Source organism: Mesorhizobium sp. M8A.F.Ca.ET.202.01.1.1 (genome assembly GCF_004791595.1).
Classification (GTDB): domain Bacteria; phylum Pseudomonadota; class Alphaproteobacteria; order Rhizobiales; family Rhizobiaceae; genus Mesorhizobium.
In genome coordinates, this window is the sequence record NZ_SRUN01000002.1 from 23,456 (window position 1) to 43,665 (window position 20,210).

Below are 20,210 nucleotides of genomic sequence, written 5' to 3' on the forward strand. Positions count from 1 at the left end.
GCTGGCGCGGCCGGGACAAACCAACCCTCCGAGCGCCCCTCCAGGGGAGCGTCCGGCGAGATGAGGAAGCGGACCGTCGATGTTGCGATTCCTGCTCACGCGCATAGCGTCGGCAATACCGGTTCTCGCTATTCTGAGCCTCGTCACCTTTGCCATCATCCAGGCGCCGCCTGGCGACTACGCCGATTACATTCGCTCGCAGCTGATCAACCAGGGCGGGGCCTCGTTCGCCGAGGCCGACGCTCAAGCCCAGGCCTATCGCGTCGAACACGGCCTCGATAAGCCGCTGCCCGTCCAGTATCTCAACTGGATCGGCGGCATCGTCACCCGCGGCGATTTCGGCTACAGCCTCTATTACAACAAGCCAGTGGCCGAGGTCGTCGGCGAGCGCCTGCCGCGCACGCTGCTGCTGGCGCTGGTCTGCCATCTGCTCGCCTCGGTGCTGGGCATCACCTTCGGCATATGGGCGGCGACCCGGCAATACACCTGGATCGACTCGACGCTTTCGGCCATCTCTTTCCTCGGTATGACGGTGCCGCGCTTCCTGATGGCGCTGATCATCGTCTATCTCCTCGTCTTCCAGTTCAACGTCTCGGAGATCGGCTCATTCTTCTCGCCGCAATATGGCGGCGCGCCATGGTCGTGGGCCAAGTTCGTCGACCTGGTCAAGCATGTCTGGCCGGTGGTGGCGATCGCCACCTTCGGCGGCCTCGCCTACAATATGCGCGTCATGCGCGGCAATCTGCTCGACACGCTCAACGCGCAATATGTCGAGACAGCCAAGGCCAAGGGCCTGACCGGCAGCGCCGTCGTCATGCGCCACGCCGTGCCCAACGCACTGCACCCGCTGGTCATGTATCAGGGCGTGGTGCTGCCCTATATGCTGACCGGCGAGATCGAGACGGCGATCATCTTCGCGCTGCCGACCGTCGGTCCGGCGATCGTCGGCTCGATGGCGGTCGGCGATGTCTATGTCACCGCCACCTTCATGATGGTGCTGTCGGCGACGCTGATCGTCGGCAACATCATCGCCGACATGCTGCTGGTCCTGCTTGATCCGCGCGTGCGCCAGTTCGGGGAGGGCTAGATGCTGGCGCGCGACCCTTCACCGCCACTCTTGCCGCCCGAGCGAGCCACAGTGGCACCCGCGCGTGGCAATGAGAGCTACATGGCGCTTGTCTGGCGCAGGCTGAAGCGCTCCTGGACCGGTATGGCCGGGCTTTGGCTGGTTGTGCTGCTCCTGGTCATGGCCGCGTTCGCCGAATTCCTGGCGCCGATGGATCCGAAGGCGACCGATGTCGGCTTCGCCCCGCCGCAGCTGCCTTCCTTCCACGACACGGACGGCAATTTCGTCGCGCGGCCGAGGGTCTATGCGCTGGCCGATTCAGCCGACCTCGATCCGGTCACCTTTCAGCCCATCGTCGGTCCCGACTACGACCACCCAAGGCTGCTTGGCTTCTTCGTCGAGGGCGCGCCTTACAGGCTCTTCGGGCTGATCCCGGCGAACCGGCATTTCTTCGCTTCGACGGACGGCCAGCCGGTGCATTTCCTCGGCACCGATAAATTCGGCCGCGATGTGCTGTCGCGCGCCATCCACGGCTCGCGCGTTTCGCTGATGATCGCGCTGACGGTCGTCTTCATCATCACCGTCATCGGCACCACAGTCGGCATGGTGTCAGGCTATTTCGGCGGCCGGTTCGATGTCTGGATGCAGCGCTTCGTCGAATTGGTGCTGGCCTTCCCGCAACTGCCGCTCTATCTCGCGCTGACGACGCTGATCCCGGTCACCGCGCCGACCAATGTGTTCCTCGCCTTCGTCATCATCGTCATGTCGGCGCTCGGCTGGGCACAGATGTCGCGCGAGGTGCGCGGCAAGACACTGGCGCTGGCGCGCATCGAATATGTGCGCGCCGCCATGGCGGTCGGGGCCACCGACCAGCGCATCATCCTGCAGCACATCTTCCCCAATGTGATGAGCCATGTGATCGTCGCCGTGACGCTGGCGATCCCGACGGTGGTGCTGCTGGAATCCTTCCTCGGTTTCCTCGGCTTCGCCGTCAAGCCGCCGCTGATCTCCTGGGGCCTGATGCTGCAGGACACCGCGACCTATTCGGTCATCGGCACCTATCCCTGGATCCTGTCACCGGTCGGTTTCGTGCTCGTCACCGTGTTCGCCTTCAACGCGCTGGGCGACGGCCTGCGCGACGCCGTCGATCCGTATTGAGGGGACCGGGATGACCATCGTACTCGCCGAGCCCTTCGCACCAGCCTTCCGCCTCGACCATGATGGGCGCCAGGGAGAGCCCGTCATCGACGCCCGCAACATCGAGGTCGCCTTCAAGGTCGAACACGGCGTGGTCGAAGCGGTCAAGGACATCTCGTTCCAGCTCTATCGCGGCGAGACGATCGCGATCGTCGGCGAATCCGGTTCCGGCAAGTCGGTGACGGCGCGCACCGTCATGGGCCTGCTGTCGCGGCGGGCCACCGTGTCGCCGAAATCGAGCATCTGTTACGACGGACAGGACATCCTGAAATTCCCCGAGAGCGCCCGGCGCAAGCTGCGCGGCAACCGCATCTCGATGATCTTCCAGGAGCCGATGAGCTCGCTCAACCCGATCTATACGGTCGGCAGCCAGATCGTCGAGGCGATCAGGGTGCATCGCAAGGTGAGCCGCAAGCAAGCCTGGGCGCGGGCGCTCGAACTTTTGCGGCATGTGCAGATCCCCGAACCCGAAGCGCGGCTCAAGCAATATCCCCACCAGCTCTCGGGCGGGCAGCGCCAGCGCGTGATGATCGCCATGGCGCTCGCCAACAATCCCGACGTGCTGATCGCCGACGAGCCGACGACCGCGCTCGACGTCACGGTGCAGGCCCAAATCCTCAACCTGATCCGCAATCTGCAGAAAGAGCTGCGGATGGCGGTGATCCTGATCACCCATGATCTCACCGTGGTGCGCAAGTTTTCCGACTATGTCTATGTGATGCAGCATGGCGAAATGTGCGAGCACAACGTCACCGAACGGCTGTTCGCCGATCCGCGACATCCCTATACCCAGCGGCTGCTTGCCTCGGAGCCAAGGGGACGCCCGCAACCGTTGCCGGAGGGCTCAGGCACCATCCTCGAGGCGGATGGCGTGCGCGTCTGCTTCATGCTGCGCCATGGCACGTTTCTCAAACCGGACTGGCGTGAACTGGTCGCGGTCGACGATCTCGATCTCAAGCTTTGCCGCCACGAGACGCTGGGACTGGTCGGCGAATCCGGTTCCGGCAAGACCACCTTCGGCCAGGCGTTGCTGCGGCTGACCGACGCCAAACGCGGCGAGATCCGTTTCGACGGCCAGCCGATCCATGGCCTGTCGCGGACGCAGATGCGGCCGCTGCGCTCGCGCATGCAGATCGTCTTCCAGGACCCGTTCTCCTCGCTCAACCCGCGCATGACGATCGGCCAGATCATCGAGGAAGGGCTGATCGTCAACAGCATCGGCGCCACGTGGCGCGAGCGGGTCGAGCGGGTGCGCGAGGCGCTGGTCAGCGCCGGCATGCCGGGCGATATCCTGTCGCGGTTTCCGCATGAATTCTCCGGTGGCCAGCGCCAGCGTATCGCGATTGCGCGGGCCATCGCGCTCGAACCCGAATTCATCCTGCTCGACGAGCCGACATCTGCGCTCGACCTGTCCGTCCAGGCGCAGATCATCGATCTCTTGCGCAAGTTGCAGGACGAGCGCGGCTTGAGCTACCTGTTCATCTCGCACGACCTGAAGGTGGTGCGCGCGCTGTGCCACCGCGTCATCGTCATGCAGCACGGCAAGATCGTCGAGCAGGGACCCGTCGACGAGGTCCTCACCAATCCCAAGACCGCCTACACCGAACGGCTCGTCAGGGCCGCTTTCGACGTGGCCTGAACACATGCCGGAGGTTAACGTGGCAAGACATCCCAGGATCACTTTCATCGGCGCCGGTTCGACGGTGTTCATGAAGAACATCGTCGGCGACGTGCTGCAGCGGCCGGCGCTTTCGGGCGCCACGATCGCGCTGATGGACATCAACCCGCAGCGGCTGGAAGAAAGCGCGGTCGTCGTCAACAAGCTGATCGCCACGCTTGGCGTCAAGGCGAAGGCCGAGACCTACACGGACCAGCGCAAGGCGCTGGCGGGCGCCGATTTCGTCGTCGTCGCCTTCCAGATCGGCGGCTATGAGCCCTGCACCGTCACCGATTTCGAGGTGCCGAAGACGTACGGCCTGCGCCAGACCATCGCTGATACGCTCGGAGTTGGCGGCATCATGCGCGGCCTCAGGACCGTGCCGCATCTGTGGAAGATCTGCGAGGACATGCTCGCCGTCTGCCCGCGGGCGATCATGCTGCAATATGTCAACCCGATGGCGATCAACACCTGGGCGATATCGGAGAAATATCCCGAGATCCGGCAGGTCGGATTGTGCCACTCGGTGCAAGGCACGGCGATGGAGCTGGCGCACGACCTCGACCTTCCCTACGACGAGATTCGTTACCGCTCGGCTGGTATCAACCACATGGCCTTCTACCTGAAATTCGAGCATCGCCAGCCGGACGGATCCTACCGCGATCTTTATCCCGACCTGGTGCGCGCCTATCGCGAGGGCCGCGCGCCGAAGCCCGGCTGGAACCCGCGCTGCCCCAACAAGGTACGCTACGAGATGCTGACCCGGCTCGGCTATTTCGTCACCGAAAGCTCGGAGCATTTCGCCGAATACACGCCCTATTTCATCAAGGACGGCCGCCCCGATCTGATCGAGAAATACGGCATTCCGCTCGATGAATATCCCAAGCGCTGCGTCGAGCAGATCGAGCGCTGGAAGGACCAGGCACAGGCCTACCGCTCGGCCCAGCGCATCGAGGTCGAGGAGTCCAGGGAGTATGCCTCCTCGATCATGAATTCAGTCTGGACCGGCGAGCCGTCGGTGATCTACGGCAATGTCCGCAACAATGGCTGCATCACCTCGCTGCCCCGCGATTGCGCCGCCGAAGTGCCGTGCCTGGTCGACGCGTCCGGCATTCAGCCGACCTATATAGGCGACCTGCCGCCACAACTGACGGCGCTGATCCGTACCAACATCAATGTCCAGGAACTGACGGTGCGGGCGCTGATGACGGAAAACCGCGAACACATCTACCACGCGGCGATGATGGATCCGCACACGGCGGCCGAACTCGACCTCGACCAGATCTGGTCGCTGGTCGATGATCTCCTGGCCGCCCACGGCGACTGGCTGCCGGCCTGGGCGCGGACAAGCCGCAAGACCCACGCGGCCTGAGCAGGGCAACTCCGGGAAGACCTCACCGGCGGCGCTTGTACAGACGTTCCCTGCGCATGTGATCAACCGCCACTGCGCAGATAAGGATCGCGCCGATGATGATGCTGTTGTATTGGGGCGGCACGCTGGCAACGATGAGGGCGTTATCGATCGCCGATAGCAGGAGGGCCCCGACCGCAACGCCGGTGATTGTGCCCAAGCCTCCGAGCAAGCTTATACCCCCTATGAGCACGGCCGTGACGACCGAGAGTGTGACCGCGGGTCCGCCGGCGGCAACTTGGCCACTTCCAACGCGCGCCGCGTAGATGACACCGGCAAGGCCGGCGGTGGCGCCGGCGGTGACGTAGAGGATCGTATCGAGCCTGTTGACCTTGAGGCCGTTGGCGATCGCGGCCTTGCGATTGCCACCCAGCGCGCGTGTCTCGACACCGAACGGCGTCTGCTCGAGCACGAACCAGAAAAGCAGTCCCAGCGCGATGGCATAGACAACGATGTAGGGGACGCCGAGCACGGCTCCCTGACCCAGGGCCTGAAACGTTTCGGGCAGCGGGACAATGTCTTCTCCGCCAGTGAATTGGACACATAGCCCGCCGACGATGAAGAATGTGCCGAGCGTCGCTATGATCGGAGGCACGTGCAGCCGCTCGATGATCACGCTGTTGACGTATCCGACGGCGGCACCAGCCGCCACGCCCGCCAGGACGGCGAGCGGCCAGGGCGCTCCCCACACCAACAACCACGCGCAGATGATGCCGCCAAGCGTAAAGACGGCGCCCACGGAGAAATCGAGCCCGCCTCCGATCATGAGCAGTGAAGCGCCGCAGCCCATGACGAAATAGATCACCGCCGCGCGGGCGATGTCGGTGAGATTTGCCGGGTTGAGGAATGCGGGGTTGCGAAGCGTGGCAACGATCCCAACCGCCACGATGACCGCCAGCAATGTCGTTTCCTGACGCAACATCAATTCCGAAAGGACACCTTGAGAGGCTGTCGAAGATTGGTGTTCTGCCTGTTCGCTGGCCACGGTCTGGTTCCCTCGTTCAGGCAAAAGTTGGATCGGAACTGGCAGTGTCGCCCTGGATCGCACCTGTAATCAGTCCGATGATTTCATCACGGCTGGTATCCTTGGTGCGTCGCGTCGCGACCGAGCGCCCCAGCCGCATGACAGTGATGCTGTCGCTGTTGCGGAACACGAAATCCATGTCGTGGCTGATGCAGATGACGGCTTTCCCCTGCTGCCGGAGTTCGCCGAGGATTTCTCCCACATGGGCCGTCTCCCGGACTCCCAGTGCCGCAGTCGGCTCGTCGAGAAGCATGATCGGAAGATCCATCCGAACCCCACGGGCTATGGCGACGATTTGACGTTCGCCACCAGAAAGGAGCCCGATCTGCGTGCGGACCGAGCCGACCCTTATCTTCAGGTCGTCCAGCACCTTGGCGGCTTCCGTCTCCATGCGGCGACGGTCCAGCCGGAAGCGCCCCCTGCGCGGAATGGCTCCCAAAGCCATGTTCGTGGCGATGTCCAGGCATTCGACAAGGGCGAGGTCCTGATGAACAACCGAGATGCCGAGGTGATGGGCCGCCGACGCGTCCCGTATCTCAACCGACTTTCCGCCCAGTCGCAGTTGCCCCTGATCCGGACGGAAAATCCCGCACATGATCTTGAGCGTGGTCGACTTGCCCGCGCCATTGTCGCCGACAATGGCATGGATTTCGGCCGCCCCGGCGGTGATATCGACATTCGACAACGCCTTGACGTTGCCGAACGACTTGCCCACCCCGCGCATCTCCAGCGCGGGTGCCGGAATGTCCGGCTGGGCGATTGCCATCACTGCCATCCCTTGGCGAGATACGCCTTGTAGTCGCTCGCGTCGAACATGCGCACGCCAACATCGATCTGCGGCTGAACCGCCTCGCCGCGAGCGATGGCCGCGACGGAATCGACCATTTTGGAACCCGCCGTGCAGAGATCCTGCAGCATCAACTTGTAGACGGTGCCGTCGGCAAGTCCTTGCTCGCCCCCACCTGCCGTCCCGTTGGCGACGAATACGACCTTGCCGGTCAGGCCTTTTGACTTGATGGCAGCGGTCCCGCCCTGCGTGGCGGTTCCCATATGCGAGGCGATGACGTTGACCTCGGGATGCGCCGTCAAAAGGGCATTGGCCTGGTCAAGCGCCTTGCTGGCATCGTCGTTGGTGTAGACCACAGCGGACACGGTGACGTTCTGGGTCTTCGCGGCCGCCGCGGTGAACCCGTCGACGAAGGCTTTGGCCGCGCCGCTTGGTCCCTGCGCCATCAGCCCGACATGCTGCGGCCCCTCGCGCTTTGCTATCGCTTCGACAAAGATTTCGCCGACCCGTGTGAAGTTCGCACCGATGTTCACGTTCGAACCGGATTCCGTTCCGGAAGCACCATAGAACGTGCCGACCATGATGCCGGCCTTCCCCGCCTGCTGGAGCACGGGAACAAATCCCGCCGTCGCCGGAAAAGTCAGTATCGCTCCCGCCTTGTTGGCGATGCCCTGCTGAATTTGCTGAATCATGACGGTGGCATCGAGATTGCCGGTGGTCGGACCGGATTCGGTCGTGGGAATGTTCAGCTCCTTCGCCCGATTGGCGACGCAGTCGCCGATCAGCCGCCACGCCGGATATTTGGGCAGCGGGTTGACGAAAAGGATCGAGGAAAGGTCCGCCGCTCCAGCAGCCGCTGGTCCGAAGGCGGTGAAGGCACTCAATGTGCATGCCAGCGCTATGCGCGACAACCGCAGACTATTGGTTCGCATGAAATCCTCCCATTGACGCTTGCAGTCACGGCTCGCCAGCGTTCGAGGACGTTATGCAACAAACAATGGCGGGTGTCAATAATAAGTCATAATGACTTACTAATTGTTCGCCTATTCGAACAGGGCCATGTCGATGGCTTGCGCCATGGCCCTGTAGCCTGCATCGCTCGGGTGGATGTGATCGCCGCAATCATAGGCTGGGAGAAGCCTGGTTGGCCGGCCGGGATCGCGAACGGCGGCATCAAAGTCGACAAAGCCGTAAACGCCCTCGGCCTTTCGGATCCATGCATTGACGGCGCCGCGAACCTTCTCTTTCTCGGGCGTGTAGAAATCGCCGACCGGCGATTCCGATGTTGTTCCTTCGAATGGGGTCAGGGTCCCCAGTATGACGCGAATGCCGGCAGTCTCGGCGCGCACGGCAAGCTGCCGGATCGCCGATATGATTTGTTTTGCCGTTACGGCCTCATCGGCGCCCGCAAGCGCGGTGTTGGGCCAGCCTATGTCGTTGACGCCCTCCAGAATGATGAGATGCGACACCCTGGGCAGGCTGAGCACATCGCGGTCGAACCGCTCCAAAGCCTTCGTGCCGCGGCGATTGCTCAGAAGCCGGTTGCCGCCGATACCAAGATTGAGCACGGCCAGGTCCTGCGTCGCGGTGCCGGCGCTGAGCCGCTCGCTCAGAATGTCCGGCCACCGCCTGTCGCCGTCTATCTGCGAGCCGTAGCCGTCGGTGATGGAGTCGCCGAAGCAGGCAATCGCGCGCGATCCTTCCTTTGCGTCGACATAGATGGCTGAAGCGAAGTAGCGGCTGGTGGTGGTTTGCTGAAGCGGCAGGAGTTCGGAGGCGGCGAAATTCCCCGGTATGGATATGAATGCCGTCTGCTGCGCCTCGTAATGATGGGTTTCCACCGGAAGATGGCCGCTCACATAGAAACTCAAGGCAAGCCGGGACAGCGCGGGCGTTGCCAGTTCCACGGGATCGCTGAACAGTGGAGCGCCCGGCGCAATCGAGGCGGTCGCCTCGCCGCCAAAGGTGAGGGGGCGGCTTGTCAGGGGCTGGATGGCTCCGTCCTCGCCCGCAAGTGCGACGTGCGCCGCGTTGATGACGATCGGTGCGCTGCCGAACTCGTTCGACACCCGTATCCTTAACCGCCGGCCTCCGACGCTGATGCGGGCAATCTCGCGAACCGTCTGGTTGTAGAACCCTGGGATCACCATGTCGGCGCCCCAGACATTCATAGGGCTGGCAGTCCATGTTGCGATCCAGTCGCCGCGTATCATCTTCGCTTCCCTCGTCTTTGGTCCATGCCAGCTACTTTCAGGTCGCACACCAAGTCAATAGGTAATTTCGATTGACTTATTTGCCCTCCTCCTGCAAATCCTTGCCAAGGGTCGTATCTGCGTCCGCCAACACCAAGGTCGGCGGGCGCGTCCTTATTGGGGTATCACTGTGACCGGACGTATAGGTGGCGCAAGCTCTGCCCGAACGAGCCCGAACGGTATTTATTCAGGTTACAGGGGCGCGAACCAGGTCGGCCTCCGCGCGTCGAATGAACGTCTTGCCCTGTCGCTGATCAGGATACACGGTCAACTGTCCAAAGCTCAGATCGCCGAGATCACCGGGCTTACCAAGCAGACCGCGTCCGTCATCGTCCGCTCCCTCGAGGCGGAAGGACTGCTGGTGGCGGGAAGGCCCATCAAAGGCAAGGTCGGACAGCCGTCGGTCCCGATGTCGATCAATCCCGAGGGAGCGCTGTTTCTAGGCCTGCGGCTGGGGCTGCGCCATGCGGACATCGCACTGGTCGATTTTGTCGGCGGGGTCCTGGAGCAGCGAAGGCTGTCGTACGGCGCGGGCGAAATGGGTGAAATAGCACGCATCGCATATACAGCGATTGCCGAGATGCGCTCGCGCCTGACCTCAGCCCAGCACGCGAGGCTGGAGGACATCGGCATAGCGGTAGCTTCGGATATTCTTGCGGCGGTTGCCAACGGCAAGGGCACGGACGGTCCGGAGAGCGCGTGGGCCGAGTTTGAGGACCTGGCCCTGCAGATGGGCAAGGAAACACATCTATCGATCTATCTCGACCGGGATGCGGTGGCGGCATGCAGCGCGGAACTGGCCTATGGGCTGGCCGGAGGCGCGCCCGACTTCCTCTATATCTTCATCGGGCATTCGCTTGACGGAGGCATTGTCCAACATGGTCGGCTCGGCTTCTCGCGCCGCGATGCAAGGCCTGGGATCGGACGTATCCTGGTGCCATCTGCGACCGGCGGCGTGGCACCGCTCGGCACATCGGTTTCGGTTGACGATGTCGGCCTGGCGCCAGGGTCTCGCGCCCCTGACCCGCAACTCAGGAAATGGATTGAGGCAACCTCGTCCAGCATATCGCTGGCGGTCCATTCGGCGTCGGCGCTTGCCACATTCAGGGGCATTGTTCTGGACGGCCTCATGCCGCAATGGGTGAGAGCCGAGCTGGTGAGGGAGATCAGGGAAAAGCTCACGGCCATCGGCGCCAGCGATCTTGCGTCTCTCTTCGTCAGGGAGGGCACGTCGGACCGGCAGGCAGCCGGCCTTGGGGCGGCCTGCATTCCCCTCCTCGACAGATTCTTTTTGCAGTCGGACTCCAATGGCCCTGCGGGCTCGCCAGAAGCCTGATCGAAAGTCTGGCCCGCGCTGATGGCCTGGCCTTATTTTGGCTCGTCGGCGTCGGGTTCTTCCTCGTCGTCGCGGGCCGAGATGACATAGGCGCCCTTCAGCCAGCGGTTGAGGTCGATGTCCTTGCAACGCTTCGAGCAGAACGGATAGGTCTCGCGCGCCGACGGCTTGCCGCATTCGGGGCACGGGCGCTTGGGCCGCAGCGGCGTGACTTTGTCGTCCAGGCTCATGGTCGCGCGGACGACCAGTTTTGATGGGTCCTGAAACCTTCGCCCGACAGCAGCGCCGCCGTCTCATAGAGCGGCAGGCCGACGATGTTGGTGTAGGAGCCGACGAGCTTGACGACGAAGGAGCCGGCGAGGCCTTGCACGGCATAGCCGCCGGCCTTGCCGCGCCATTCGCCCGAGGCGACATAGGCGTCGATCTCCTCGCGCGGAAGCCGCTTGAAACGCACCCGCGTCTCGACCAGCCGCTGGCGCAATTTGCCGCCCGGCGTGATCAGGCAGATGCCTGAATAGACCCGGTGAGAACGGCCGGACAAGAGCCCGAGGCAGTTGGCGGCATCGTCCAGCGTTTCGGCCTTGGGCAGGATGCGCCGTCCAACGGCAACCACCGTGTCGGCGGCCAGCACGAAACTCGGCGCATAGTCGGTCTCGGTCTTCAGCGACGCAAACGCCTTCTCGGCCTTTTCCTTCGACAAGCGCTTGGCCAGCGAGCGCGGATGCTCGGCACGCAGCGGCGTTTCGTCGATATCGGCTGGCAGGATACGGTCAGGCTCGATGCCGGCCTGCTGCAAGAGTTCGATGCGGCGCGGCGAACCCGAGGCAAGCACCAGCTTCTGCAAAATGCTCATCGCGCTCGGGTCTTGATCTTACTTGAAACGGTAGGTGATGCGGCCCTTGGTCAGGTCGTATGGTGTCATTTCGACCAGAACCTTGTCGCCGGTCAGCACGCGGATGCGGTTCTTGCGCATGCGGCCGGCCGTATGGGCGATGATCTCGTGTTCGTTTTCGAGCTTCACCCTGAACATCGCGTTGGGCAACAATTCCGTGACGATACCCGGAAATTCGAGGACTTCTTCCTTCGGCATTCGATACCTTTGCTTGGATGGCAGTTTCGGCGCCTAGAGCATGATGCCGAGAAGTGTGAAGCGGTTTTCGGATCATGCTCTACTTCCGACTCTGGCCGGAATTTCGGCGGAACCTATATGATAATCGTTCGCTTGTGAACACGCTTAATCCGTCGCGTTTTTTGCTCCTGGAAGCAAAAAACGTCGGCCTATGCGCAACTTCAGCCGCTCGCGGACGTCGCGATAGCTGGCCATGATGTGTTCGCGCGTGCCGCCGGCATCGGTCGGGTCCGGCGTCGGCCAGTATTCCACCTCGACGGCAAGCGAGCGGGTGAGTTCGAGCGCGGCATGGTGCGCCTCCGGCGCCAGTGTGACGATCAGGTCGAAATAGTCGTCCTCGAGATCGTCCAGCGTCCGTGGATGACGTTCGCCAAGCGTCAGGCCGTCCTCGGCAAGCACGGCATCGACGAACGGGTCGCGTTCGCCGGCGCGCACACCGGCCGAGGCGACGAAAATGGTGGGGGGCAGCATCCGGCGCGCCAGCTGCTCGGCCATCGGCGAGCGCACGGCATTCATGCCGCACAGGAACAGGACCGAGCGGGGCAGGGCGCCGGGGGCCAGGGTCAGCCCCGCCAGTGCAGCACGCAGACCAGCGTGAACAGCCGTCGCGCCGTGTCGAAGTCGATGTCGATCTTGCCGGAGAGCCGATCCATCAGCGTCTGCGAGCCCTCATTGTGCAGGCCACGGCGGCCCATGTCGATCGCCTCGATATGGCTCGGCGTCGAGGAGCGGATGGCGTCGTAATAGCTCTCGCAGATCATATAGTAGTCCTTGACGATGCGCCTGAGCGGCGTCAGCGACAGGATGTGGGTGACGACGGCGGCGCCGTCCTCGCGTGCCACGGCAAAGACCAGACGGGACTCGGCCAGCGACAGCTTCAGCCGGTAGGGACCCGTGCCGCTGTCGTTGACGGGCTGAAAATGGTTCTCCTCGATCAGGTCGAAGATCGCCACCGCCCGCTCATGCTCGACATCGGGCGTCGAACGGCCGATCGATTCATCGAGTTCGACATCGATCAGTTTTGCGCGGGTTTGATCGGAGCCCGTCATGCCGGCCTACATGTTCAGCCGGATAGTGACGGAGCGGCCATGCGCGTCGAGCCCTTCCGCCCGCGCGAGTGCGATCGCCGCCGGTGCCAGCATGCGCAACTGTTCCGGCCCAAGCTTCAGGACCGAGGTGCGCTTGACGAAGTCGAGGACCGACAGGCCCGACGAGAAGCGCGCCGAGCGCGCCGTCGGCAGCACATGGTTGGAGCCGCCGACATAGTCGCCGATGGCTTCCGGCGTGTGGCGGCCGAGGAAGACGGCACCGGCATTGCGCATCTTCGCGAGGAAGCCTTCGGCATCGTCGATGGCCAGTTCGACATGCTCGGCCGCGATGCGGTCGACCAGCGGCAACGACGCTTCGATCGTCGGAACCAGGATGACGGCGCCGAAATCGCGCCAGCTCTGCGCCGCCGTATCGCCGCGCGAGAGGCTTTGCAACTGACGCTCGACCGCCCGTTCGACCTCCTCGCCGAATGCCGGATCGTCGGTGATCAGGATCGACTGCGCCGACACGTCATGCTCGGCCTGGGCAAGCAGGTCCGCCGCGATCCACTCTGGATCATTGCCGCCGTCGGCCACCACAAGCACTTCCGACGGCCCGGCGATCATGTCGATGCCGACCGTGCCGAACACGCGCCGCTTGGCCGCGGCCACATAGGCATTGCCGGGACCGACGATCTTGGCCACCGGCTTGATCGTCTGCGTGCCATAGGCAAGTGCGGCGATCGCCTGCGCGCCGCCGACGCGGTAGATTTCGGAGACGCCTGATATATCCGCCGCCACCAGCACCAGCGGGTTGACGACACCGTGCGGTGCCGGCACGACCATGACGATGCGCTCGACGCCTGCTACCTTGGCCGGCACGGCGTTCATCAGCACCGAACTCGGATAGCTTGCCGTGCCGCCCGGCACATAGAGTCCGACCGCCTCGATCGCGGTCCAGCGCGAGCCGAGCTCGACGCCGGCGGCATCCGTGTAGCGTTCGTCCTGCGGCTTTTGCCGCTGGTGATGGGACCGGATGCGGTCACGTGCGAATTTCAGCGCCTCGACCGTGGCCGGATCGGCCTCGGCATAGGCGCCGGCGATGTCTTCCGCCGAGACGGCAATGCCTAGCGCGGCGAGGTCGCCTCCGCCGAATTTCTGCGTGTAGTCGATCAGTGCCGTGTCGCCCTCGGCGCGCACGCGCGCGATGATGTCGCGCACCACGGCGTCGACATCGGCCGATACCTCGCGCTTGGTCATGAGGAAGGCGGCGAAACGCTGCTCGAAATCGGCGTCGGACTGGCGAAGCGTGATGGCCATTGTATGCTCAAGCCCTGTGGATGGGGCGCGACGTGGCTTCCCACGCACCGCCGATATCGGCAAGGCGGGCCTCGATGCATTCGACGTCGAGCATGATGGTACCGCCACCCGAGAAGATCAGTTCGACGATGCCGGCCGGCTTGCTGATCTCGATGAAGCTGATCGCCAGCAGGGAGAGGATTTCGGCCGGCTTGTCGCGGGCAATGCCGTTGGTCTTGGCGCCCAGCACCCGGTCGAAATGCAGCACCGCCTGCCGCCGCTCATTGTGCTGGCGAAACAGGCCGGATTTGGCCTCCCACACGAAACGGTTCATGGTCAGCACGAACCGTTTGGCCTTGGGCAGGAATTCGAGGTCCGAGACCTTCATCACGGCGTCCTGGAGATGGGCCGAGACGATGCTCAGATCCTGATCGTCGAGCGCAATGAGTTTTAAGGCCATGCGGATTTCACACCCAGAGGTTGGCAATCAGCCTTTCTGTTAGGCGGTCTTTCCGATCGGTGCAACCGCGACAGGAATACCGCCAGAGGCATTTGCCGCAGGTTTTGCGCACCCCTCATTGTCCCTGCCGGGCACTTCTCCCCGTATGGTGACGGGAGAAGGAACGCTTTGCAGATGATTTCGCCAAGCGACCGCGGATCGTCAGGCAGAAATCCGCTCGATCACCGCGCCGCAATTGGAAAGCTTTTCCTCCAGCCGCTCGAAGCCGCGATCGAGATGGTAGACGCGGTTGACCGTGGTCTCGCCTTCGGCGGCCAGACCGGCGATGACCAGCGAGACCGAAGCGCGAAGATCGGTCGCCATGACCGGCGCGCCCTTCAGCTTCGCCACGCCGTCGACGATCGCAGTCTGGCCCGAAAGCGTGATGTGGGCGCCGAGCCGCGCCAGTTCCTGGACGTGCATGAAGCGGTTTTCGAAGATCGTCTCGGTGATGCGCGACTTGCCCTTGGCCATGGTCATCAGGCCCATGAACTGTGCCTGCAGATCGGTCGGGAAGGCCGGGAAGGGCGCCGTCGTCACGTCGACCGGCGAAATCCCGGCGCCATTTCGCTTCACGCGGATGCCGGAATTGGTCTGCGTGATCTCCGCGCCCGTCTGCGAAATCACGTCGAGCGCGGTCTGCAGCAGCTCCGGCCGTGCGCCTTCCAACACGACGTCGCCGCCGGTCATCGCCACGGCCATGGCATAGGTGCCAGTCTCGATGCGGTCGGGGATGACGCGCACGCGCGCCCCCGACAGCGCTTCGACGCCGTCGATGGTGATGGTCGGCGTGCCGGCGCCGGAAATCCTGGCGCCCATGGCGTTGAGGCATTCGGCGAGATTGACGATCTCGGGCTCGCAGGCGGCGTTTTCCAGCACCGTCTCGCCCTTGGCGAGCGATGCCGCCATCATCAGCACATGGGTTGCGCCGACCGAGACCTTGGGGAAGATGTAACGGTTGCCGACGAGGCGGCCATTGCGGGTCTTGGCGATGACATAGCCGGTGTCGACATCGATATCGGCGCCCAGCGCCTGCAGGCCTTCGAGGAACAGGTCGACCGGGCGCGTGCCGATGGCGCAGCCGCCGGGCAGCGACACCTTGGCCTCGCCCATCCGGGCCAGCAGCGGCCCGATCACCCAGAACGAGGCGCGCATCTTGGACACCAGCTCGTAAGGAGCTGTCGTGTCGACGATGTTGCGGGCGGAAAAGTTGATGGTGCGCGAATAGCCCTCATTCTGCTTCTCGCGGCGGCCATTGACCGAATAGTCGACGCCATGATTGCCGAGGATGCGGATCAGTTGCTCGACATCGGCCAGATGCGGCACGTTTTCGAGTGTCAGCGTGTCGTCGGTCAGAAGCGAGGCGATCATCAGCGGCAGGGCGGCGTTTTTCGCGCCCGAGATCGGAATGCTTCCGGCAAGCTTGTTGCCGCCGACGATTCTGATGCGATCCATTGGAGAATGTCCCTCTCGGCCAGAAAAGGCCGGTTCAATCGTTTGAGTGTCGGCCCGTCTAGACCATTGGCCGGTATGGTTCAAGAAATAGGATTTCCGAGCATCCCGTCCAAGAGTGGCCGATTTGAGTTAATCTTTCTGCATTTCCTTTGCCGCGCCGAGCCCGTCGGGCCGCTGGTCGGCCTCACCGGCGCGCCGCTTGTCGGCGTCGCCACTACGGCGCGAGCGCGACTGCGCCTTGCGCTTCTGGAGATTGGCTCGCAACTGCTCGGCGAGCCGGTTCTTGCGGGTCGTTCCGCTGTTTTTCGGTGGATTTGTCTTGTCGTTCATCGTCCTGCCCCGGCTGGCAGCCAGCCAACCCGCCATTCAGGGATAGCCAACATTGTGGCACCGCCATGTCATAGAAAGCTATCCGGCAAAGGCTTTCACAGAAGCGTTGTTCTTGGCCTTGCGCTTGCCGGTTCGATATGGCAGAAGCCCCGCCATCGGCGGCTGCGGTAGCTCAGTGGTAGAGCACTCCCTTGGTAAGGGAGAGGTCGAGAGTTCAATCCTCTCTCGCAGCACCAGTCTATCCCATTGATTGGGAACCCCTACCTTGGTCTTTTTGCCGCCTGGTACGCCGGGTGGTACACATAAGCTTGACATTGTCAGCACGGCGAAGGCGATCAAAACCAGCGTCGCCACCAGCTCTAAATCAGGCTCGATCCTTCTTGAACTCGAATAGCTCGATAACGTTGCCGGAGGGATCTTCGAGCAAGATGGCGCGGCCGGCACCGCCGTCGCTGATCTTGCCGCGGAATCTTGCGTCAGTGCGGCGCAACCGCTCGATGAGGACATCGATCTCGGTCGTAATGATCATAAATCGGTTCCACCCGCCCGGCTTTGGATCGCCGCCCGCCTGACCACCGCTCCCCGCACCTGGGGCGCTGAGATACAGCGTCAAGTCGTCGCGCAACAGCGCGGCGAACTTGCCCGGATTGTGCTTGTCGGTCTTGAAATCGAGATTGTCTCGATAGAACGCGACCGCCTTGTCGACGTTCGAAACGATGTACCGGACGGATGCCATTCAACTTCTCCTCTCTTCCAGCTACAACGGCCAACTTGCATGAAAGGTTTCCTGTCGGTCGGCCTGCCTGTGTTGGCGCGTTCAGCCGGAAGACAACGTGGCTTTCCCCAAAGGCGGGGGGCGGCAACCTCCAGTCGAAAAGCCGCCTGACACGATTCGTTAACCAAGATGCTGTTCTTCGACATGACGTGTTGTGGAATGGCTGGCCTGTCCGCCTGGTCAAGTCTGGCCTGTCCGCCTGGTCAGCAGCGCCGGGAAGGGTGCTGAAAAGAAGGCTCCGCCTCCGGCGAGGACGTCAAATCGCCCGAAACAGGAACGATGTGCAAGGCATGAACGTGATTGAAAGCCAACAGAACGCGCCCGGCGGTTTCCGCTTCTGGACCCGGTTGCAGGCTTTCATGGCCGCTTTCTTTTGCATGTGCATCACCGATGCGTTCGCCGAAACGCGCGCCCTGCGAATTCAGCATCTCCATACGGGCGAGAAGGCCGAGATCGTCTTCAAGCGCGACGGGCGTTACGATCAGGCGGGCCTGAAGAAGATCAACTTCATGCTGCGCGACTGGCGCCGCAACGAGCCGACCAGGATGGATCCGCGTCTGCTCGACCTGGTCTGGCAGGCTTATCGCGCCAGCGGCTCGACCAGCTATATCCATGTGGTCAGCGCCTATCGCTCGCCGGCGACCAACGCCATGCTGCGCGGCCGTTCGAAAGGGGTGGCCCGCGAAAGCCAGCACATGGTTGGCCGCGCCATGGATTTCTTCCTGCCGGATGTGCCGCTGAAGAAGCTGCGCGACATCGGCCTGAAGATGCAGGGCGGCGGCGTCGGCTATTACCCTACTTCCGGTTCGCCCTTCATCCACATGGACGTCGGCAATGTGCGGCATTGGCCGGGCATCAGCCGCCAGGAACTGGCCAGGGTCTTCCCCAACGGCAATACGCTCCATGTGCCGAGCGACGGCAAGCCGCTGCCCGGCTACGATCAAGCGTTTGCCGCCTACAAATCGCGCAAGGCCGCCGGCACGCCCAACATCGAACTGGCAAGCGCCGACGGCGGCCAACGCAGGCCGGCGCGCGGCCTGCTGGCGTCGCTGTTGGGTGGGCGCGGCACGGACGAAGCCGACGATGCCGCGGAAGTGGCGCCTGCGCCACGCAAGCCGGCGAAGCCGGTTGACTCCAAGACGGCCGGTGACCCCAAGACGGTCGTTGAACCGAAGCTGGCCGGACAGGGCATCGCTATCGTGGCGCCGGAGGCAGCCCAGCGGGCGGACATTCAGATGGTTTCCCCCGAAGAAACGCCCGCGAAGACGCCCGAAGCGATCGTCATGGCGATGGCGCCCGGCACGGTGCCGGTACCCGCTTTCGCACCGCGCACCGGGCTCGCTGCAGGCATTCCAACCCCGCAAACCGTGCCGCTCGGCGTAGCCAGCGCATCTCCGGCGCGGGCTGAACCGGCGGCCGGCGCCGAAACTGCCTCGGGCAAGGCTGGCGCCGCTCTCGCGATTGCCGGTCCGGACATGGTGGCGCTCAACATCCCTGTCCCGACATGGCGGCCCGAAGGCCGGACGGGGCCTGCGCGACAGCCGGAGGCGGCCAAACCCGCCGATGCAATCGGCGCCTTGCTCGCCACGCATCACGCCGATGACAATCTCGATCCGCTGGCTGGCCAGCCGATTGCGGTCCCGGCGTCGAAACCCGAAGATCGTGCCAGGACAAGCCCCAAGGCCGACCGTGTCCAGCCACGTCTCGACCCCAAGGGCACCGCCGTCATTGTACCCGCGGCATTGACCGGCCGTCCGCGTGAAAGCGGTCGCGGCAGCGCAGGAGCCGGCTCGATGGCGGCGCCCGTCATTGCCGCCAATTTCATCCGCACGGCGCCGGAGCAGGTTTATCTCGATGGATTCCAGCCACGAGGAAAGACGTCCGATCACCGCCGCTTCACCGGCTCCGCGGTGAAATTCCTGCCCATCGCCAGCTTCAGATAGGTCGACTCTGCAAGCCTGTAAGATATTATCCAAATTTGACAATCAGGCATGAAATTGTAAGATAATCGTCTTTCCCCGGCGAGAGGCGATGACCATGTCGATCCGCGAAGAACTGGCCAACGCCACCTTGGCGTTCACGTCGGCGGAAGAAAAGATCGTTCAGGTCCTGCTTGCCGATTATCCGATGTCGGGGTTGGGAACAGCGACCCGGCTGGCGCGTCGCGCCGGCGTCAGCGACCCGAGCGTGACGCGGCTGATGACCAAGCTCGGCTATGTCGGCTTTGCCGATTTCCAGGCGCGGTTGCTCACGGAAGTGGAATCCCGGCTGCATTCGCCGCTGCTGATGATGGAGGCCAAGCGCCCGGGCGGCTCCAGCGAAGGCACGGCACTGGCCTATTTCCATTCGGTTTCCGACAGTCTGGAGCGTACGCGAACGGCGGTGCCCCTGCAGGCCTATACGCGCGCCGTCAACCTGCTGCTCGAGACCAAGGGCCAGGTCGTGCTGCTGGGCGGCCGTTTCAGCCGCCATATCGCCTCCATGCTTGCGGGTTACCTTCTGCAGTTCCGCTCCGGCGTGCGCGACATCGGTTCGTTGAGCCCCGCCGATTTCGACCTGTTGATCGATCTTGGCAAGCGCGACCTTCTCGTCGTGTTCGACTACCGGCGCTACCAGTCGGACGTGGTGAGTTTTGCACAGCAGGCGAAAGAACGCGGCGTCTCCGTCCTGCTGTTCACCGATGTGTGGCTGTCGCCGATCGCTGACGTGGCCGACCTGACCATGGTGGCGGCGATCGACGCCAACTCGCCCTTCGACACGCTGGCGACCGCCGTCGCGCAGATGGAAACCGTTTTTGCCCATGCGTTGGAAGGCCATGGCGCCGGGGTACGCAAGCGCATCGAGGACATCGAGAAGATCCGCAGCGCCAATGCCGTTACCCTCGATGCCGGCCTGTCGCCCTTCGACACCGAAACCACCAAACCAAGAACCCCGAGGAAATAGCGTCGAAGCGCCCGGCGCGGCG

General features: G+C 63.4%; 21 protein-coding genes and 1 tRNA gene. 8 read left to right on the forward strand and 14 right to left on the reverse strand.

Annotated features, from left to right (window positions below; genetic code table 11):
* Positions 1 to 79: 79 nt before the first annotated feature.
* From EN845_RS04925 to EN845_RS04940, 4 genes are read left to right on the forward strand one after another with little or no spacing between them, the layout of a single operon-like run.
* On the forward strand, positions 80 to 1,087 hold the full coding sequence (locus EN845_RS04925; RefSeq protein ID WP_127276820.1) for an ABC transporter permease: 1,008 nt from the start codon (positions 80 to 82) through the stop codon (positions 1,085 to 1,087).
* On the forward strand, positions 1,088 to 2,224 hold the full coding sequence (locus EN845_RS04930) for an ABC transporter permease (protein ID WP_127870828.1): 1,137 nt from the start codon (positions 1,088 to 1,090) through the stop codon (positions 2,222 to 2,224). It abuts the gene before it with no gap.
* 10 nt (positions 2,225 to 2,234) lie between these two features.
* Positions 2,235 to 3,902 (forward strand): ABC transporter ATP-binding protein, encoded by a 1,668-nt coding sequence (locus EN845_RS04935; protein ID WP_127276816.1) that lies wholly within the window; start codon positions 2,235 to 2,237, stop codon positions 3,900 to 3,902.
* A gap of 19 nt (positions 3,903 to 3,921) precedes the next feature.
* A complete protein-coding gene (locus EN845_RS04940) occupies positions 3,922 to 5,292 on the forward strand; it encodes an alpha-glucosidase/alpha-galactosidase (RefSeq protein WP_127870829.1) in 1,371 nt (456 codons plus the stop codon).
* A gap of 22 nt (positions 5,293 to 5,314) precedes the next feature.
* Here EN845_RS04940 and EN845_RS04945 read toward each other — a convergent pair whose 3' ends face one another.
* The 4 genes from EN845_RS04945 to EN845_RS04960 form a co-directional block, all read right to left on the reverse strand.
* Positions 5,315 to 6,316, reverse strand: a complete 1,002-nt coding sequence (locus EN845_RS04945; protein WP_127870830.1) for an ABC transporter permease — start codon at positions 6,314 to 6,316, stop codon at positions 5,315 to 5,317.
* Positions 6,317 to 6,332: 16 nt separating this feature from the next.
* Positions 6,333 to 7,121: an ATP-binding cassette domain-containing protein gene (locus tag EN845_RS04950; protein ID WP_210235354.1), complete on the reverse strand. Its 789-nt coding sequence runs from the start codon at positions 7,119 to 7,121 to the stop codon at positions 6,333 to 6,335.
* A complete protein-coding gene (locus tag EN845_RS04955; protein WP_127276810.1) occupies positions 7,121 to 8,074 on the reverse strand; it encodes a sugar ABC transporter substrate-binding protein in 954 nt (317 codons plus the stop codon). Before EN845_RS04955 ends, EN845_RS04950 begins: the two co-directional genes overlap by 1 nt.
* Before the next feature lie 111 nt (positions 8,075 to 8,185).
* Positions 8,186 to 9,355, reverse strand: coding sequence for an SGNH/GDSL hydrolase family protein (locus tag EN845_RS04960; RefSeq protein ID WP_127870831.1), 1,170 nt, complete (start codon positions 9,353 to 9,355; stop codon positions 8,186 to 8,188).
* 169 nt (positions 9,356 to 9,524) lie between these two features.
* Here EN845_RS04960 and EN845_RS04965 point away from each other — a divergent pair, with 169 nt between their 5' ends.
* Entirely contained in the window at positions 9,525 to 10,730 is a 1,206-nt protein-coding gene (locus tag EN845_RS04965) for an ROK family transcriptional regulator (protein ID WP_127870832.1), read from the forward strand.
* A gap of 32 nt (positions 10,731 to 10,762) precedes the next feature.
* Here EN845_RS04965 and yacG read toward each other — a convergent pair whose 3' ends face one another.
* The 9 genes from yacG to EN845_RS05010 form a co-directional block, all read right to left on the reverse strand.
* Positions 10,763 to 10,960, reverse strand: a complete 198-nt coding sequence (yacG, locus tag EN845_RS04970; protein ID WP_127870833.1) for a DNA gyrase inhibitor YacG — start codon at positions 10,958 to 10,960, stop codon at positions 10,763 to 10,765.
* On the reverse strand, positions 10,957 to 11,583 hold the full coding sequence (locus EN845_RS04975) for a Maf-like protein (protein ID WP_127870834.1): 627 nt from the start codon (positions 11,581 to 11,583) through the stop codon (positions 10,957 to 10,959). The genes yacG and EN845_RS04975 overlap by 4 nt, the downstream gene beginning before the upstream one ends.
* Before the next feature lie 18 nt (positions 11,584 to 11,601).
* Positions 11,602 to 11,820 (reverse strand): translation initiation factor IF-1, encoded by a 219-nt coding sequence (gene infA / locus EN845_RS04980; RefSeq protein ID WP_006329283.1) that lies wholly within the window; start codon positions 11,818 to 11,820, stop codon positions 11,602 to 11,604.
* Positions 11,821 to 11,964: 144 nt separating this feature from the next.
* A complete protein-coding gene (locus EN845_RS04985) occupies positions 11,965 to 12,435 on the reverse strand; it encodes a low molecular weight phosphatase family protein (protein WP_127870835.1) in 471 nt (156 codons plus the stop codon).
* Positions 12,423 to 12,908, reverse strand: coding sequence for a UPF0262 family protein (locus EN845_RS04990; RefSeq protein ID WP_127279573.1), 486 nt, complete (start codon positions 12,906 to 12,908; stop codon positions 12,423 to 12,425). The genes EN845_RS04985 and EN845_RS04990 overlap by 13 nt, the downstream gene beginning before the upstream one ends.
* Before the next feature lie 6 nt (positions 12,909 to 12,914).
* Positions 12,915 to 14,207: a histidinol dehydrogenase gene (gene hisD, locus EN845_RS04995; RefSeq protein ID WP_127279572.1), complete on the reverse strand. Its 1,293-nt coding sequence runs from the start codon at positions 14,205 to 14,207 to the stop codon at positions 12,915 to 12,917.
* A gap of 7 nt (positions 14,208 to 14,214) precedes the next feature.
* Entirely contained in the window at positions 14,215 to 14,646 is a 432-nt protein-coding gene (locus EN845_RS05000) for a DUF2948 family protein (RefSeq protein WP_127279571.1), read from the reverse strand.
* A 201-nt stretch (positions 14,647 to 14,847) separates the two neighbouring features.
* On the reverse strand, positions 14,848 to 16,140 hold the full coding sequence (gene murA, locus EN845_RS05005) for a UDP-N-acetylglucosamine 1-carboxyvinyltransferase (protein ID WP_127279570.1): 1,293 nt from the start codon (positions 16,138 to 16,140) through the stop codon (positions 14,848 to 14,850).
* Positions 16,141 to 16,269: 129 nt separating this feature from the next.
* Positions 16,270 to 16,470 carry a hypothetical protein gene (locus EN845_RS05010; RefSeq protein ID WP_127279569.1) on the reverse strand — a complete coding sequence of 67 codons (201 nt, stop codon included), beginning with the start codon at positions 16,468 to 16,470 and terminating at the stop codon, positions 16,270 to 16,272.
* 161 nt (positions 16,471 to 16,631) lie between these two features.
* On the opposite strand from EN845_RS05010, the gene EN845_RS05015 reads away from it, so the two are divergent.
* Positions 16,632 to 16,706 (forward strand) — tRNA-Thr (locus EN845_RS05015).
* Positions 16,707 to 16,834: 128 nt separating this feature from the next.
* Here EN845_RS05015 and EN845_RS05020 read toward each other — a convergent pair.
* Positions 16,835 to 17,206, reverse strand: coding sequence for a VOC family protein (locus EN845_RS05020; protein ID WP_127279568.1), 372 nt, complete (start codon positions 17,204 to 17,206; stop codon positions 16,835 to 16,837).
* A gap of 329 nt (positions 17,207 to 17,535) precedes the next feature.
* Here EN845_RS05020 and EN845_RS05025 point away from each other — a divergent pair, with 329 nt between their 5' ends.
* Together EN845_RS05025 and EN845_RS05030 are read left to right on the forward strand one after the other, a co-directional pair.
* Positions 17,536 to 19,188, forward strand: coding sequence for a DUF882 domain-containing protein (locus EN845_RS05025; RefSeq protein ID WP_127870836.1), 1,653 nt, complete (start codon positions 17,536 to 17,538; stop codon positions 19,186 to 19,188).
* Between the two features lie 94 nt (positions 19,189 to 19,282).
* A complete protein-coding gene (locus EN845_RS05030) occupies positions 19,283 to 20,188 on the forward strand; it encodes a MurR/RpiR family transcriptional regulator (RefSeq protein WP_127870837.1) in 906 nt (301 codons plus the stop codon).
* The last annotated feature ends 22 nt before the right edge of the window (positions 20,189 to 20,210 follow it).

Coding starts and splice junctions, on each gene's coding strand:
- EN845_RS04925 (WP_127276820.1), top strand. CDS start 80: ATGTTGCGATTCCTGCTCACGCGCATAGCGTCGGCAATACCGGTTCTC.
- EN845_RS05030 (WP_127870837.1), top strand. CDS start 19,283: ATGTCGATCCGCGAAGAACTGGCCAACGCCACCTTGGCGTTCACGTCG.
- EN845_RS05010 (WP_127279569.1), bottom strand. CDS start 16,470: ATGAACGACAAGACAAATCCACCGAAAAACAGCGGAACGACCCGCAAG.
- EN845_RS05000 (WP_127279571.1), bottom strand. CDS start 14,646: ATGGCCTTAAAACTCATTGCGCTCGACGATCAGGATCTGAGCATCGTC.
- murA (WP_127279570.1), bottom strand. CDS start 16,140: ATGGATCGCATCAGAATCGTCGGCGGCAACAAGCTTGCCGGAAGCATT.
- yacG (WP_127870833.1), bottom strand. CDS start 10,960: ATGAGCCTGGACGACAAAGTCACGCCGCTGCGGCCCAAGCGCCCGTGC.
- EN845_RS04935 (WP_127276816.1), top strand. CDS start 2,235: ATGACCATCGTACTCGCCGAGCCCTTCGCACCAGCCTTCCGCCTCGAC.
- infA (WP_006329283.1), bottom strand. CDS start 11,820: ATGCCGAAGGAAGAAGTCCTCGAATTTCCGGGTATCGTCACGGAATTG.
- EN845_RS04930 (WP_127870828.1), top strand. CDS start 1,088: ATGCTGGCGCGCGACCCTTCACCGCCACTCTTGCCGCCCGAGCGAGCC.
- EN845_RS04975 (WP_127870834.1), bottom strand. CDS start 11,583: ATGAGCATTTTGCAGAAGCTGGTGCTTGCCTCGGGTTCGCCGCGCCGC.
- hisD (WP_127279572.1), bottom strand. CDS start 14,207: ATGGCCATCACGCTTCGCCAGTCCGACGCCGATTTCGAGCAGCGTTTC.
- EN845_RS05020 (WP_127279568.1), bottom strand. CDS start 17,206: ATGGCATCCGTCCGGTACATCGTTTCGAACGTCGACAAGGCGGTCGCG.
- EN845_RS04960 (WP_127870831.1), bottom strand. CDS start 9,355: ATGATACGCGGCGACTGGATCGCAACATGGACTGCCAGCCCTATGAAT.
- EN845_RS04990 (WP_127279573.1), bottom strand. CDS start 12,908: ATGACGGGCTCCGATCAAACCCGCGCAAAACTGATCGATGTCGAACTC.
- EN845_RS04955 (WP_127276810.1), bottom strand. CDS start 8,074: ATGCGAACCAATAGTCTGCGGTTGTCGCGCATAGCGCTGGCATGCACA.
- EN845_RS04950 (WP_210235354.1), bottom strand. CDS start 7,121: ATGGCAATCGCCCAGCCGGACATTCCGGCACCCGCGCTGGAGATGCGC.
- EN845_RS05025 (WP_127870836.1), top strand. CDS start 17,536: ATGAACGTGATTGAAAGCCAACAGAACGCGCCCGGCGGTTTCCGCTTC.